Below are 14,151 nucleotides of genomic sequence, written 5' to 3'. Positions count from 1 at the left end.
GACTTCGCTCGACACAAGCGGAAAAAAAGAGGTGGGCCTAAACCTCGGCTCCCGCGAGCAGGCGCGGAAGGTCGCCGGCCTCGCCGCGCGCTTCGTCCATGAAGAAGCGCTTGAGCATCGGCAGCCGCTGCACCGCGCCGAGCCCCGCGCGGCGGACCGCCGAGGCGGTGCGGCCGGGGATGCCGAACAGGCGGGTGAGCCCATCGGTCGCGAGGCTGACCATCAGGCTGTCGAGCCCGCGCCAGCGCTGGTAGCGCGCGAGCAGCGCCGCATCGCCGAGGTCGAGCCCGAGCCGCGCACCCTCGACGAGCACTTCGGTGAGCGCCGCGACATCGCGCAGGCCGAGGTTGAGCCCCTGTCCGGCGATCGGATGGATGCCGTGCGCGGCATCGCCGACGAGCACGAGCCGCTCGGCGACGATCGACGCGCTGTGGTGGAAACCGAGCGGATAGGTCATCCGCGGTGCGACCAGCTCCATCGTGCCGAGCAGGTCGCCGGCGCGCTTTTCGAGTTCGGCGACGAAACCGCGGTCGCCGAGCTTGGCGAAGCCGGGGCCGTCCTTTTCCGAGACGGTCCAGACGAAGGCCGAGCGGTGGCGCCCCTGCTCGTCATCGACGAGCGGGAGCAAGGCGAAGGGGCCCGAGGGGAAGAAGATTTCGTGCGCGACGCGATCGTGCGATTTGCTGTGCGCGACCGCGCCGATCATCGCATGATGGTGGTACGACCAGTTGGCGATGCTGAAGCCCTCGGCGTCGCGCGTCGGCGAGCGGCGGCCCTCGGCGACGATCAGCAGCGGCGCGGCGAGCTGCGTGCCGTTGGCGAGCGTCAGCGTGACGCCGTGCGGCCCGATCTGGCGGTCGACCACTTGTGCGGGCATGATGAATTTCGCGAGCGGTGCATCGGCGAGCGCATCGCGGAGAACGAGCCGCAGCCGGCGGTTCTCGATCATCGTGCCGAGCGCGGGATCGCCCTCGCCGGTCTCGAAATCGAGCTCGCCCGACTGCCCGCCGTCGCTGACCTTGATCGCGCGGATCGGGCAACCATAGCCCGCGAGGCGGTCCGCGAGCCCGAGCACTTCGAACATCTGCCAGGTCGCGCTGGCGATCGCCGAGGCGCGGCCGTCGAAACCCGGCGCGATCGTCGCCACCGGATCGGCGGGGTCGACGACGATGCTGGACAGCCCATGATGCGCCAGCGCGAGCGCCAGCGTCTGGCCGACGAGTCCGCCGCCGGAAATGATCACGTCGCTGCGCTGGATGTCGGTCATGGCTTTCGCCCTAGACCGCAACCGGCCGTATGAAAAGCGGCGTCGGTCTTGATTCGGTTCACGCGGAGACGCGGAGGCGCGGAGATTCTCTCAAAAGCCGTTTGCCCGGAGCTTGTCGGACTCGCAGAGGGCGCGCAGCGCCAACGGCCGTCCTTCCTTCCGGCGGCATCAAAGAGAAGAACAGTGCTTCGACAAGCTCAGCACGAACGGGTTAGGAAATCCTCTCCGCGTCTTCGCGTCTCCGCGTGAACCCATATAACCCACAGCCCGGTTCGGACCTGCGCTTGACGACGAGTCACCCCCGTGCGCATATCGCCGTGGTTAATTCCAGAGGGGACCGATTTCAGCATGGCCAGCCGCAAGCCCGTGGCCGCAAAGGCCGATTGGCGCACCGTTTTCCGGGCCAGTATCGCGCGCTCGCTGGTGATCGCCGCGGCGGTGGCGCTCGGCGCCTTCACGCTTTTCCTGACGCTGGCCTTGCTCACTTATGACGGCACCGATGCCGCGATCCACACCGCCGCGGGCGGCGCCCCCGCCAACTGGATGGGCGCCGCCGGGGCGTGGGTCGCCGACCTGCTGCTCTTCATCGGCGGCGCCGCGGCCGTGCTGGTGCTGCCGCTTCTCGGTGTGATCGCGTGGCGGCTGTGGCTCGCCGCGCCGCAGCCCTATTGGAAGCGCCAGATCGCCTTCGTGCTGTTCGGCATATTGCTCGTCGGCCTCGGCGCGCAGCTCTGGGCGTCGGGGAGCGACACGTCGCTGCCTGCGGGCTGGGGCGGGATCATCGCGCTGGTCGTCGGCGGCGCGGTCGACCCGCTGTTCGCGCGGCTTGGCGACCCTGCCGCGGCGCTCGTCCGTTTCGCGGCGATCCTGCTGCTCGTCGGCGTCGGGCTGTGGCTCGCGTGGCGCGCGCTGCGGCTCGAGCCGGGCTGGTGGGCACGTTTCCGCCTGCCCGCCGCCGAGACCGGCCGCGTTATCGCGCCGGCCAGTGCGCCCGCCGCGCCGCGCGACGAAAAGGCGCCGTCGCTGATGGGCCGCGTCATTCGCCCGCGCGCGCGCGCCGAGCCCAGCGACCGCGCGCCGCCCGAGATCGCCGATCCGGCGCAGCGCACCGCCCCGTCGAAACCGAAGCCCAAGCCGCAGACCGACCTGTTCACGACGTACAAGATGCCGTCGGTCGACCTGCTCGCGCCGCCGCCGCCCGCGCCGACGGGGCAGATCGACAAGGCGGGGCTCGAGCGCAACGCGCGCCTGCTCGAATCGGTGCTCGAGGATTTCCAGGTCAAGGGCGTCGTCACCGCGGTCCGCCCCGGCCCCGTCGTCACCATGTACGAGCTCGAGCCCGCGCCGGGTACCAAGGCCAGCCGCGTCTCGAACCTCGCCGACGATATCGCGCGCAACATGTCGGCGCTGTCGGCGCGCATCGCGCCGATTCCCGGGCGAACGGTGATCGGCATCGAGCTGCCCAATGCGCACCGCGAATCGGTGGTGCTGTCCGAAATGATCGGCAGCGCCTTGTTCCAGGAGCAGACCGGCGCTTTGCCGATCATCCTCGGCAAAAATATCAGCGGCGACCCGGTCATCGCCGACCTCGCGCCGATGCCGCATCTGCTGATCGCGGGCACCACCGGGTCGGGCAAGTCGGTCGGTTTGAATGCGATGATCCTGTCCTTGCTCTATCGCCTCGGTCCCGACCAGGTGAAGATGATCATGATCGACCCAAAGATGCTCGAGCTCAGCGTCTATGATGGCATCCCGCATTTGCTTGCGCCCGTGGTGACCGAGCCCAAGAAGGCGATCCGCGCGCTCAAATGGGCGGTCGAGCAGATGGAGGACCGCTACCGGATGATGTCGAGCCTGTCGGTGCGCAACCTCGCGGGGTACAACGACAAGGTGCGAGGCGCGCTGGCCAAGGGCAAATCGCTCGGGCGCCGCGTCCAGACCGGCTACGACCCCGAGACCGGCCAGCCGATCTACGAAGAAGAAGCGCTCGACTATGCGCCGCTGCCGCAGATCGTGGTGGTGGTCGACGAGCTCGCCGACCTGATGATGACCGCGGGCAAGGAGGTCGAGTTCCTGATCCAGCGCCTGGCCCAGAAAGCGCGCGCGGCAGGCATCCACCTGATCCTCGCGACGCAGCGCCCCTCGGTCGACGTCATCACCGGCGTGATCAAGGCGAATTTGCCGACGCGCATCAGCTTCAACGTCACCAGCAAGATCGACAGCCGCACCATTTTGGGCGAGGCGGGCGCCGAACAGCTGCTGGGCAAGGGCGACATGTTGTACGTGCCCGGCGGCAAGCAGATCACGCGCATCCACGGCCCGTTCGTGTCGGACGACGAGGTGCGGCTGGTCGCCGACCATTGGCGCGGCCAGGGCGCGCCCGACTATATCGAGAGCGTCACCGAGGAGCCCGAGGACGGCGGCTTCGCGATGGAAGGCGCCCCCGCGGGCGGCGACAGCGCCGAGGACCGCATCTATGCCAAGGCGTGCCAGATCGTCGTAGAGAGCCAGAAGGCCTCGACCAGCTGGCTCCAGCGGCAATTGCGGATCGGCTACAACAGCGCCGCAAGGCTGATCGAGCGCATGGAGGAGGAGGGACTAGTCAGCCCTCCTAATCATGTCGGTCGGCGCGACGTGCTGACCGACCAATATGGGCAGCCACGCTGAGACCCGCCGGAACCAAAGCGCGCGCTCGCGGCTTGAACGACTTCTGACCGCCGGGTTCACGGCGGGTTCAACGCCCCGGTGCGATGCGCGCGGGCAGAGATGCAGGAACCAAAGACTATGACGCTGACTTTTCCCCGCCTGACCCTGACGCGCGCCGCCGCGCTGGCGCTCGCCCCCGCGGCCGCGGTCGCGCTGACCTTCGGCGTGCCGGCGATCGCGCAATCGAGCAGCACGCTGTCCGCGGTGCAGTCGCACCTCAAGGCGACGACCTCGATGACCGCCGACTTCACCCAGACCGACCGCAACGGCCAGCGGCTGTCCGGTCAGTTGACCTTGAAGCGCCCGGGCAAGATTCGCTTCCAGTATCAAAAGGGCGTGCCTCTGCTGATCGTCGGCGACGGCAGCTCGCTGACGATGATCGACTATGAGGTGAAGCAGGTGCAGCGCTGGCCGGTGAAGAATTCGCCGCTCGGTGCGCTGCTCGACCCCGATCGCGACCTCACCAAATATGCCAAGGTGATGCCGACGACGAGCAACGACGTGATCAGCGTAGAGGTCAAGGACCCCAAGCGCCCCGAATATGGCACGATCACCATGGTGTTCATGCGCGACGGCAGCGCGCCCGCGGGGCTGCGGCTGCGCGGCTGGGTCGCGCTCGATTCGCAGAACAACCGCACGCGCATCGACCTCAGTAACCAGAAATTCAACGTAGCGGTCGCCGATTCGGCGTTCAAATGGACCGACCCGCGCCCGCGCTCGCGCGGCCGCGGTAGCTAATCCAGATTTATCCACAGCGGAAAATGAACGGCGCCGAATCTCATACCGCGGATTCAGCGCCGTTTTTCGGACCAACCGACATCGGGCATCGACGAACTGCAAAAGCCGCCGGAAGCCCCCGATTTTCGTTCAGCTTGGCGACAGGGAAGCAGGGCTATTTCAACTCTCGAAGGCGCCAACACGGCTCCCGGTTCTGGGTTTCCCCCTGTTGCCCCAACCGGATCGCCAGGCACCTTCATTCAAGAGCGTGACGAACGCTGACCTTGAACCCCCGTTCCACCGCCCCTGGAACGGGGGTTTATGTTTTCCAGGCGGGAGCGTTGCGCCTGACGGCACGCGCCGATAGAGCCGAGCCATGACAATCAGCATCGCTTCGTGGAACATCAACAGCGTTCGCGCGCGCATCGGCATCGTCGAGAAATTCCTGCGCGAGGAAGCCCCCGACATCTTGTGCCTGCAGGAAACCAAGGTCGAATGCATATCCTTCCCGCCCGAGATGTTCCGGCGGCTGGGCTATGAGCATATCGTCACCCACGGCCAGCGCATGCACCACGGCGTCGCGATCGTCAGCAAGGTGCCGCTGGCCGACGTGCGCAAATATGACTGGCAGGCGAATGGCGAGGCGCGCCATATCGGCGTCACGCTCCCCGGCGGTGTACGGCTCGACAATGTCTATATCCCCGCCGGCGGCGACATCGCCGACCGTGAGATCAACCCCAAGTTCGGGCAGAAGCTCGATTTCTATGCGCGAATGACCGAATGGTCGGGCGCGCTCGACCAGCCGACGATCCTGACCGGCGACTTCAACGTCGCGCCGCTCGAAAGCGACGTGTGGAACCATAAGGCGCTGCTCGACGTCGTCAGCCACACGCCGATCGAGGTCGAGACGCTCGGCCGGCTGCAGGCGGCGGCCAACTGGGTGGACCTCGGCCGCCATTTCATCGAGGCGCCGACCCCGCTCTTCACCTGGTGGAGCTACCGCGCCAAGGATTGGGAGCTGTCGAACCGCGGCCGGCGCCTCGATCATATGTGGGTCACCCCCGACCTGCTCGCGAAGGCGGTGTCGCACCGCATCGTCCAGCCCGCGCGCAGCTGGGAACGGCCGTCGGACCATATCCCGCTGATCACCGAGTTCGCGCTTTGAGCGATGAAGGCGCGAGGCGCGCCGCGCGCGCGATCGATGCGCTGCGCCGCGGCTGGCCGCTGCGCGTCGGCACCCTCGACCTGATCGCGGTCGAGAGCGCGGGCGACGCGGCGCTGGCGGAGTTCGGCAGCGGCGACCTGCTGCTGTCGGGGGAGCGCGCGGTGACGCTCAAGCTCACCAACCAGCGCGTCGCCGCGGCACCGGGGCCGGTGCGGCTGGCCGATGCCGCGCCGACGGTTGCGGCGGGGCTGGCCGTGGCCGACCCGGCGCTCGACCTCGCCAAACCGCTCAAAGGCCCGTTCCGCACGATTGCGACCGGGGACGATAGCGCCGCGGCCGCCGCGATGACGATGGCGCGTCATGCGGGTCTGCTCCCCGCCTTCTTCGTGCGGGGCGCCGTGGGCGAGGCCGAGACCATGTGCGAAGCCGCCGATGTCGCCGCCCTGCTCGACCCCGCGCGGCTGCACATCGCGGCGCGCGCGCGGCTGCCCGTCGATGCGAGCGAAATCGCCGAGATCGTGGCGTTCCGGACGCCCGAGGAGGCTTCGGACCATGTCGCGCTCGTCATCGGAAAGCGCGACGGCAATCCGCCGGTGGTACGGCTGCATAGCGAATGCCTGACCGGCGACGTGCTCGGCAGCCTCAAATGCGATTGCGGGCCACAGCTCCACGCCGCGCTGCACGCGATGGCCGATGCGCCGTGGGGGGTGCTGCTGTACTTGCGGCAGGAAGGGCGCGGCATTGGGCTGGTCAACAAGCTGCGCGCCTATGCGCTCCAGGACCAGGGCTATGACACGGTCGACGCCAATCTGCGGCTCGGCTTCCCGGTCGAGGCGCGCGATTTTGCGATCGCGGGGCGGATGCTGGAATTGCTCAACGTGCCGCGCATCCGGCTGATGACGAACAATCCGGAGAAGGTTGCGCGGCTCGAGCGCGAGGGCGTCGAGGTCGTCCAGCGCATTCCGCTCGCGCTGCCGACGAACAAACATAACGAGCAATATCTGGCGACGAAGCGCGACCGGACCGGGCACCAGCTTTGAAAAGCCCTCCCCCTTGAGGGGGGAGGGATGGGTGGGGGTGAGGTCGCAGGCGTAGGCTGACGCACGCCACCTCACCCCCACCGCTGCGACTAAGCAGCAAGCTGCAAAGTCTCGCTGCCTCCTCCGTCAAGGGGGAGAGTTATAGTTCAGACAACTTATCTCAGTGCACGAAGCGCGCCACCACGTCGCGATAGCTGCGGCTGACCTTCACCTGTGCGCCCGAGCCGAGCACGAGGAAGCATTCGCCGTTGGTGTGCGGCTTGACCTGCTTGACCTGGCTCAGATTGACGATCGTCGAGCGATGCACGCGCTGGAAATTGCGCGGATCGAGGCGCTTTTCGAGGTCCTTCATCGTCTCACGCAGGATCAGGCTGTTGTCGGCGGTGTAAATGCACATATAGTCGCCCGCCGCGTCGATGCGTTCGATGCTGTCGACGTCGACGCGGAAAATCTGGCCGCGGTCCTTGATATTGATCATCTTTTCATAGCGGTCGGCGGCGTGCGCATCGGGGGCGATTTCGGCGTCATAACCCTCCACCGCGTCGGGCGCGACTTCGGCGAGCACGGTCTTCAATCGTTCGACCTCGGCGGCGCCGCGCTTCTCGGACAGGCGCTGGCGCACACGGTCGAGCGCGTCGGCGAGCCGCTCGGGCTCGACGGGCTTGACCAGATAATCGACCGCCTGCGCCTCGAAGGCACGGATCGCATGGTCCGAGTAAGCGGTGACGAACACCACCAGCGGCGGTTCGACCTCCATCAATCCCTGAACCACCGAGAAGCCGTCGAAACCGGGCATCTGGATGTCGAGGAACACGAGGTCGGGTTTATGCGTCTTGATCTTGCGGATGGCCTCGCGGCCGTTTTGCGCGGTGTCGACGATTTCGACATCGCTGTGCGCTTCGAGCCGCAATTGCAGGCCCTGGGTCGCCAATTTTTCGTCATCCACCAGAATGGTTCTGATCGTCATGTGCGTTCGGTTCCAATCGTCATTTGCCCGTCGGGCTGAAACGGAAACTCGACTATTACCGTGAATCCGCCGTCAGCGCCCGGTTGGGCATCGAACCGATGCTGGTCGCCGAAAGCCTGCGCCAGCCGGTCCCTGATGTTGGCTAAACCCACACCGGTCGATTCCGTTGCAAAGCCCGTGGTGGGGTCGGTGCCGCCCGCTGGCAATCCCGACCCGGTGTCCGACACGGTAATCCGTACGTTTTGACCGGCGAGCTGTGCGGAAATGGTGATGTCCGCGCCGTCCTCCTGCGGGGTGACGGCATATTTGATGGCGTTTTCGATGAGCGGCTGGAGCAGGAGCGAGGGCAGCCGCGCGCGCGCGACCGCGGGATCGATCGCGAAATGCGGGCGCAATCGTTCCTCGAAGCGCATCTTCTCGATGTCGAGATAGAGCTTCAGCGTCTCGATCTCCTGCGCCAGCGTCACCTGCGCGGTCGGCTCGTTGGCGAGCGTGTAGCGCAGGAAGGCCGAGAGGCGCGAGAGCATCGCATTGGCGGGCTCGGACTGCTTGAGCAGCACCAGCGTCGAGATGCTGTTGAGTGTGTTGAACAGGAAATGCGGATTGAGCTGATAGCGCAGCATCGCGAGCTGCGCCGAGGCGGCCTGCGCCTCGAGGCGGAGGACGCGGTCATTCTGTTCCTCGAGCTGGAGGAAATAGTTGATCGCGAAATAGAGTGCCGACCAGGCGGCGATCGACGAGGCGTCGATATAGACCGCGCCGAGCAGCAGGCTGGTGAAGCCGGTCTCGCTCGCGGGATTGAGGATCTGTGCGACCCAGGCGTCGATGAACGCCCACAGCGCCGTCGCCACCGCCGCGAGACCGAGGCTGATCCCCCACATCACGATCGGGCGGCGGTTGATCAATGTGCGGTAGCAGACCGCGAGGATCAGCGTCAGCGAGAAGCCGGTGATCGCCGAGACGATCGGCTGGACGAGGAAGCTCCACGCCTGGCCATTGGCCAGCCCCGACACGCCGCGGAGGCCCAGCCAGCCCAACCAGCCGAGGATCTGGAGATTCCAGAAGGCGCGGATCTTGTTGCCGAAAAAGGGCCCCGGCGTCGACAGGCCGAACAGGGGCATCGGTCCGCTGGGGGGGCGTTGCTGGGCGGTGGTCAGCGGCATGGTCGAAGCGGTCGGGGCGGCGGAGGAAACGGCGCCCATGGGCTCACTCGGCGGCAACCGGCGCCATCCGTTCGTCGGCGCGCGCGCGCGCCTGCCCCAGCGGCTGGAGCTCGGCGCGGTGCTTCCACACCAGCTCCTTGTACCCGATCGGGCGACCGTCGTGCGCGGTGATCGTCACCGGGCCGATCGGCTGTTCGTCGCGGACGTCGACCAGCACCGGGGTCGAGGGCACGCCGGCGCCCCACTTTTCGCCCCATTGGCGCAGCGCAATCATCGCGGGGAGCAGTTCGAGCCCCTTTTCGGTGAGCTCGTAGCGCACCTTGCGCCGGTCCTCGGCCATCACCTCGCGCGCCATGATGCCATGGTCGACGAGCTTCGACAGACGGTTCGACAGGATGTTGCGCGCGATGCTGAGTTCCTGCTGGAACTCCTCGAAATGATGCACGCCGTTGAACGCGGCGCGCAGGATCATGAACGACCATCGCTCGCCCATCGCCTCGAGCGCGAGCGGCAGGGCGCAATTGTCCCCATAGAGCAGGTTCAGCGGTTCGCGTAATTTTCCCATGGGCCTAGCCCTAACGTAAAATCGGCCCCCGCACAAAAAATATGTGGGCCTCGGTTGCATTTTGCAACTCGCCGCCTAAATTTCTTTTTGCAACCTAAAATAGGTGCGAAAAAAGGAGACCTCCCCATGTTCAAATTTTCTTCTCCGGCGCATGTTTTGCCGCTGATCGGCGTCGCACTGGCAGGCGCGAGCGCGATGCTGCCGGCCGCCGCTAACGCCGCGGGCGGCGCTTATTATCGCGCCGAACCCGCCAGCCCCGCGCCCAAGGGCAAGTTCGTCGCGCGCGGGATCGTCTGGTCGTGCACCGGCACCGATTGCGTCGGGGCGCGCGGCACCAGCCGTCCGCTGATGATGTGCTCGGGCCTGGCCAAGGAGGCCGGCGAAGTGAAGAGCTTCACCGCCGACGGCAAGGCACTCGAAGCCGAAGATCTGGCGCGCTGCAACGGCGCAGCCTGACCGGCCGGGCGGGCGGCTCTCCCCTCCCCCTGCCGCCCCATCCGGTCTTCGAGAGGACCGCCCGCCGCCCTTCCTCCCGGGGCGGCGTGGCGGTCCTTTTTCGTTGGGTTGGGAGAGTATCCGGTTTGACCGCTTTCGGGCGATGGCTGCCGCAGGCTATTTTCAGATTCGCGCAGAGGCGCGGAGGCCGCAGAGAGGAAAGGCGCAATCTCTCTGCGGCCTCTGCGCCTCTGCGCGATCCATTTCCTGATACACAATTCGCTAGCTTTCACGCGGTTCTGGATAAGCCCAACCATAAATCCCGCTCGTGTCGAGCGAAGTCGAGACACCCATCGGGAGCGCCTGCCTTCACGGTGTCTCGACTTCGCTCGACACGAACGGAAATAGAGTAAGGTTTGGAGAGCTCTAAGCCGTAATGCGGTTGCGCGCGACCACCAGCGTCCAGCGCGCGAGCGCGGGCAGGCGCGCCGCGACCGATGGCGGGTGCGCGCGGAGCGCGCGGCGGACGAGGTCGAAGCGCCAGCGGCGCTGGGTCTTGAGCGCGAGCCCGAGCAGAATCTCGCTGCGGCTGCGCGGCGGCAGCTGGTCGGGCAGCGCGCGCTCGACGATGAGCGCCGTCAAAGCCTGTATCTGGTCGGCGCGCTTGCTCGTCAGGCTGCCGCCATGCTTGCGGTAGCGGTAGAGATCCTCGTGCAGTTCGACGAAGGCGAAGCGCCGCGCCGCACGGAGCCAGAAATCATAATCCTCGACCCCGAACAGCCCGATGTCGTAGCCGTCGAGCGCCGCGGTCACCTCGGCCCGATAGAGGAAGCAGGCGCCGATATTATTGCCGTGGAGCAGCCGCTCGACCGGGCCGACGCGCGAATAGCCGAGGTGTCGCCCTTCGTCGTCGATCAACGTGAAGTCGGCGAAGGCGACCCCGGCATCGGGATTCGCGTCGAGCGTCGCGACCAACCGCTCGAGCATCGCCGGGCGCAGCAGATTGTCGTCCGAGGTCCAGCTGTGCAACTGCCCACGCGCCTGCGCGAAACCATGGTTGAGCGCGGCGGGCAAACCGATATTGGTGTCGAGCCGGACATGGCGGATGCGCGGATCGCGCGCCGCGGCCGCGGCCATGATCGCCGGGCTGTCGTCGCGCGACGCGTCATCGACGAGGATCAGCTCGAAATCGGCGAAGCTTTGCGCAAGAACCGAGTCTATCGCCTCTTCGAGCCAGCGCGCACCATTGTGCACGGGCATCACCATCGACACGCGCGGCGCGGCCGAATCGGAGGGCGCGGTCCCTGTCATCGCTCCCGCCTTACCGCGCGCGCACGATGCTTCCAAAGCCGTTTACCAATATTGCGGGGCGAGGCCGGTACCGCGCAACCAAGTTTCGCATTGCATTTATGCCCGCATGCACGACATTGGGACAGGATGCTGCGTCAATATGAACTTGTCGAGCGCGTGCGCGCTTATGATCCCGACGTCGACGAGGCGTTGCTCAACCGCGCCTATGTCTTTACCGTCCAGAAACACGGCAGCCAGAAACGCGCGTCGGGCGACCCCTATTTCAGCCATCCGGTCGAGGTCGCGGGCATATTGACCGACCTGCACCTCGACAGCGAGACGATCGTCACCGCGCTGCTCCACGACACGCTCGAGGATACGCTGACCACCCCCGAGGAGATCGAGCGGCTGTTCGGTGCCGACGTCGGGCGGCTGGTCGACGGCGTGACCAAGCTCAGCAAGATCGAGGCGCAGACCGAGAATGAGCGCGCGGCAGAAAACCTCCGCAAATTCCTGCTCGCGATGTCGGACGACATCCGCGTGCTGCTGGTCAAGCTCGCCGACCGGCTGCACAATATGCGCACGCTGCATTTCATCCAGAATCCCGACAAGCGCCGCCGCATCGCCAAGGAGACGATGGACATCTATGCCCCGCTCGCCGAGCGGATCGGCATGTATGAATATATGCGCGAAATGCAGCTGCTTGCCTTTCGCGAGCTTGAGCCTGAGGCCTATGCGACGATCACCGGCCGCCTTGCCAAGCTGACCGCGGGGGGCAAGGACAAGGTCGCGGCGATCACGCGCGAGTTCAAGGAACTGCTGGCCAAGAACGGGATCGAGGCCGATGTATCGGGGCGCGAGAAGCATCCCTATTCGATCTGGCGCAAGATGCAGGAGCGGCACGTCAGCTTCGAGCAGGTGACCGACATCATCGCCTTCCGCATCATCACCCCGACCGACGCCGACTGCTACGCCGCGCTCGGACTGATCCACCGCAAGTGGAAAATGGTCCCCGGGCGGTTCAAGGACTATATCTCGACGCCCAAGCGCAACGGCTACAAGTCGCTGCACACGACGATCATGCACCAGCAGAATATGCGGATCGAGATCCAGATCCGCAGCCTGGGCATGCACCAGCAGTCCGAATTCGGACTCGCAGCGCATTGGGCCTACAAGCAGGGCGGCGCGGTTCCCGACGGGCAGGCGGGGTGGATTCGCGACTTGCTCGAAATCCTCGAGCAGACGCACGATCCCGACGAGTTCCTCGAGAACACGCGCATCGCGATGTATCAGGACCGCATCTTCGCCTTCACCCCGAAGGGCAGCCTGCACCAGCTGCCCAAGGGCGCGACCCCGGTCGATTTTGCCTATGCCGTGCACACCGGGCTCGGCGACCGCACCGTCGGCGCCAAGGTCAACGGCCGGCTGGTGCCGCTGCGCACTCAGCTCGCCAATGGCGACACGGTCGAAATATTGTCATCGGACAAGCAGACGCCGCAGCCCGCCTGGCTCGGGTTCGCGGTCACCGGCAAGGCGCGCGCCGCGATCCGCCGCCATGTGCGCTCGAAGGAAAAGGTCGAGCTCACGGCCCTTGGCCGCAAGATGTACGACGAGATCGTCGCGCGCCTGCCCAACAAGGTCGGCGACAAGGCACGCGCCGCCGCCCTGACGCGGCTGAAGCTCGACGACGACAGCGCGCTCTATGTCGCGATCGCCAAGCAGCGGCTGACCGACAATGCGGTGCTCGAAGCGCTCGTCCCCGGAATCACCGCCGAGATGAAATCGAAGCCCGGCAAGCTGGTGCAGGGCGCCGCGGTGTCGATCGCCGGGCTGACCCCCGGGGTCGCCTACCAGCTCGCCGATTGCTGCCACCCGGTGCCCGGCGACCGCATCGTCGGGCTGGCGCGCCCGGGCGAGGGAATCGAGGTCCATGTCATCGACTGCCCCAGCCTCGCGGACGGGGTCGACGCCGACTGGATCGACCTGCGCTGGCAGGAGGATAGCGAGGGCGGCAATGCGCGGCTGTGCGTGGTGATCCTCAACGAGCCCGGCACGCTCGCCGAAATGTCGGGCATCTTGGCGGCCAATATGGCGAACATCACCAATTTGCGCCTGTCGAACCGCGAGGGCGGTTTCCACACCTATGACGTCGTCGTCGAGGTGCGCGATGTGCAGCATGTGATGCGTATCTTGTCGGCGCTGCGCGCATCGGACACGGTGGTGCAGGCCGAGCGGCTTTAGCCCCCCGGGCGCATCGAGCCGTCGGCGAAGTCGGCAAGACCGCATTCGCCCACCGGCACCGCGGGATTGCCGCCGACGATGACGCCCCGATCGACATCCTTGATCACCACCGCGCGCGCCGCCGCGACGGCGCCATCCGCCAGCGTCACGCCGGGCCCGATGAAGGCGTCGGCAGCCACCCACGCGTTGCGGCCCACCGCGATCGGCGCCGCGGTGAGCGCAAAGCCGGGCGCATGGATGTCGTGGCTGGCGGTGCAGAGATAGGCGCGCTGGCTGACCACCGACCAGGGGCCGAGCGTCACGCGCGCGACGCTGTAGATTTCGCTCTTCGGCCCGAGCGTGCTGCCCGCGCCCATTTCGAAATTCCACGGCGCCCAGATACGCGCGCTGGGATAGGGCCGCGCGCCCGGGCCGATGGTCGCGCCGAAGAGGCGGAGCAGCAGGCGGCGCCACGCGTGGAGCGGGATCGGGCTGGGGCGATAGAGCAGGAGCCAGACGGCGTTCCAGACCGCGCGGCGAAGCTTGTCGCCGAGGCTGGGGTGGGGAGTGACCTGGGGTCGCATGCTCCGCGTCTCGCACAACCCGTGGACGGCGC

12 protein-coding genes are annotated in these 14,151 nt (G+C 66.7%); 6 read left to right on the top strand and 6 right to left on the bottom strand.

Annotation, left to right across the window (positions count from 1 at the left end; translation table 11 throughout):
• Positions 1-37 precede the first annotated feature (37 nt).
• Positions 38-1,267: an FAD-dependent monooxygenase gene (locus tag BWQ93_RS17010; protein ID WP_077031532.1), complete on the bottom strand. Its 1,230-nt coding sequence runs from the start codon at positions 1,265-1,267 to the stop codon at positions 38-40.
• Positions 1,268-1,615: 348 nt separating this feature from the next.
• Here BWQ93_RS17010 and BWQ93_RS17005 point away from each other — a divergent pair, with 348 nt between their 5' ends.
• The 4 genes from BWQ93_RS17005 (at position 1,616) to ribA (ending at position 6,895) form a co-directional block, all read left to right on the top strand.
• A complete protein-coding gene (locus tag BWQ93_RS17005) occupies positions 1,616-3,934 on the top strand; it encodes an FtsK/SpoIIIE family DNA translocase (protein ID WP_077031531.1) in 2,319 nt (772 codons plus the stop codon).
• A gap of 117 nt (positions 3,935-4,051) precedes the next feature.
• Positions 4,052-4,711, top strand: a complete 660-nt coding sequence (locus tag BWQ93_RS17000) for a LolA family protein (protein WP_077031530.1) — start codon at positions 4,052-4,054, stop codon at positions 4,709-4,711.
• Positions 4,712-5,066: 355 nt separating this feature from the next.
• Positions 5,067-5,855 (top strand): exodeoxyribonuclease III, encoded by a 789-nt coding sequence (locus BWQ93_RS16995; RefSeq protein ID WP_077031529.1) that lies wholly within the window; start codon positions 5,067-5,069, stop codon positions 5,853-5,855.
• Positions 5,852-6,895 carry a GTP cyclohydrolase II gene (gene ribA / locus BWQ93_RS16990; protein ID WP_077031528.1) on the top strand — a complete coding sequence of 348 codons (1,044 nt, stop codon included), beginning with the start codon at positions 5,852-5,854 and terminating at the stop codon, positions 6,893-6,895. Before BWQ93_RS16995 ends, ribA begins: the two co-directional genes overlap by 4 nt.
• Positions 6,896-7,055: 160 nt before the next feature.
• Here ribA and BWQ93_RS16985 read toward each other — a convergent pair whose 3' ends face one another.
• The 3 genes from BWQ93_RS16985 to BWQ93_RS16975 form a co-directional block, all read right to left on the bottom strand.
• Positions 7,056-7,862: a LytR/AlgR family response regulator transcription factor gene (locus tag BWQ93_RS16985; protein ID WP_077031527.1), complete on the bottom strand. Its 807-nt coding sequence runs from the start codon at positions 7,860-7,862 to the stop codon at positions 7,056-7,058.
• Entirely contained in the window at positions 7,859-8,983 is a 1,125-nt protein-coding gene (locus BWQ93_RS16980; protein WP_077032490.1) for a sensor histidine kinase, read from the bottom strand. The genes BWQ93_RS16985 and BWQ93_RS16980 overlap by 4 nt, the downstream gene beginning before the upstream one ends.
• 85 nt (positions 8,984-9,068) lie before the next feature.
• Entirely contained in the window at positions 9,069-9,590 is a 522-nt protein-coding gene (locus BWQ93_RS16975) for a winged helix-turn-helix transcriptional regulator (protein WP_058806643.1), read from the bottom strand.
• Positions 9,591-9,716: 126 nt separating this feature from the next.
• Here BWQ93_RS16975 and BWQ93_RS16970 point away from each other — a divergent pair, with 126 nt between their 5' ends.
• Positions 9,717-10,046: a CC_3452 family protein gene (locus BWQ93_RS16970; RefSeq protein WP_077031526.1), complete on the top strand. Its 330-nt coding sequence runs from the start codon at positions 9,717-9,719 to the stop codon at positions 10,044-10,046.
• Positions 10,047-10,451: 405 nt separating this feature from the next.
• Here BWQ93_RS16970 and BWQ93_RS16965 read toward each other — a convergent pair whose 3' ends face one another.
• Complete coding sequence (locus BWQ93_RS16965) at positions 10,452-11,336, bottom strand: glycosyltransferase family 2 protein (RefSeq protein ID WP_077031525.1); 885 nt, start codon at positions 11,334-11,336, stop codon at positions 10,452-10,454.
• 126 nt (positions 11,337-11,462) lie between these two features.
• Here BWQ93_RS16965 and BWQ93_RS16960 point away from each other — a divergent pair, with 126 nt between their 5' ends.
• The gene (locus BWQ93_RS16960; RefSeq protein WP_077031524.1) at positions 11,463-13,556 is read left to right on the top strand and encodes a RelA/SpoT family protein; all 2,094 of its coding nucleotides are present in this window, start codon (positions 11,463-11,465) and stop codon (positions 13,554-13,556) included.
• On the opposite strand, the gene BWQ93_RS16955 is transcribed toward BWQ93_RS16960, so the two are convergent.
• Positions 13,553-14,119 (bottom strand): hypothetical protein, encoded by a 567-nt coding sequence (locus BWQ93_RS16955; RefSeq protein WP_077031523.1) that lies wholly within the window; start codon positions 14,117-14,119, stop codon positions 13,553-13,555. The two genes, BWQ93_RS16960 and BWQ93_RS16955, sit on opposite strands and share 4 nt — an antisense overlap.
• Positions 14,120-14,151: the final 32 nt, after the last annotated feature.

Origin of the sequence: Sphingopyxis sp. QXT-31 (assembly GCF_001984035.1) — a bacterium.
Lineage (GTDB): Bacteria > Pseudomonadota > Alphaproteobacteria > Sphingomonadales > Sphingomonadaceae > Sphingopyxis.
Note: the sequence above shows the minus strand (reverse complement) of the source record. Positions and strands in the feature narration are given on the sequence as shown.

What these genes read in the sequence shown, in the direction of transcription:
- BWQ93_RS17000 (WP_077031530.1), top strand. Translation starts at nt 4,052, where the DNA reads ATGACGCTGACTTTTCCCCGCCTGACCCTGACGCGCGCCGCCGCGCTG.
- BWQ93_RS17010 (WP_077031532.1), bottom strand. Translation starts at nt 1,267, where the DNA reads ATGACCGACATCCAGCGCAGCGACGTGATCATTTCCGGCGGCGGACTC.
- BWQ93_RS16975 (WP_058806643.1), bottom strand. Translation starts at nt 9,590, where the DNA reads ATGGGAAAATTACGCGAACCGCTGAACCTGCTCTATGGGGACAATTGC.
- BWQ93_RS16965 (WP_077031525.1), bottom strand. Translation starts at nt 11,336, where the DNA reads ATGACAGGGACCGCGCCCTCCGATTCGGCCGCGCCGCGCGTGTCGATG.
- BWQ93_RS17005 (WP_077031531.1), top strand. Translation starts at nt 1,616, where the DNA reads ATGGCCAGCCGCAAGCCCGTGGCCGCAAAGGCCGATTGGCGCACCGTT.
- BWQ93_RS16960 (WP_077031524.1), top strand. Translation starts at nt 11,463, where the DNA reads ATGCTGCGTCAATATGAACTTGTCGAGCGCGTGCGCGCTTATGATCCC.
- BWQ93_RS16985 (WP_077031527.1), bottom strand. Translation starts at nt 7,862, where the DNA reads ATGACGATCAGAACCATTCTGGTGGATGACGAAAAATTGGCGACCCAG.
- BWQ93_RS16955 (WP_077031523.1), bottom strand. Translation starts at nt 14,119, where the DNA reads ATGCGACCCCAGGTCACTCCCCACCCCAGCCTCGGCGACAAGCTTCGC.
- BWQ93_RS16995 (WP_077031529.1), top strand. Translation starts at nt 5,067, where the DNA reads ATGACAATCAGCATCGCTTCGTGGAACATCAACAGCGTTCGCGCGCGC.
- BWQ93_RS16970 (WP_077031526.1), top strand. Translation starts at nt 9,717, where the DNA reads ATGTTCAAATTTTCTTCTCCGGCGCATGTTTTGCCGCTGATCGGCGTC.
- BWQ93_RS16980 (WP_077032490.1), bottom strand. Translation starts at nt 8,983, where the DNA reads ATGCCCCTGTTCGGCCTGTCGACGCCGGGGCCCTTTTTCGGCAACAAG.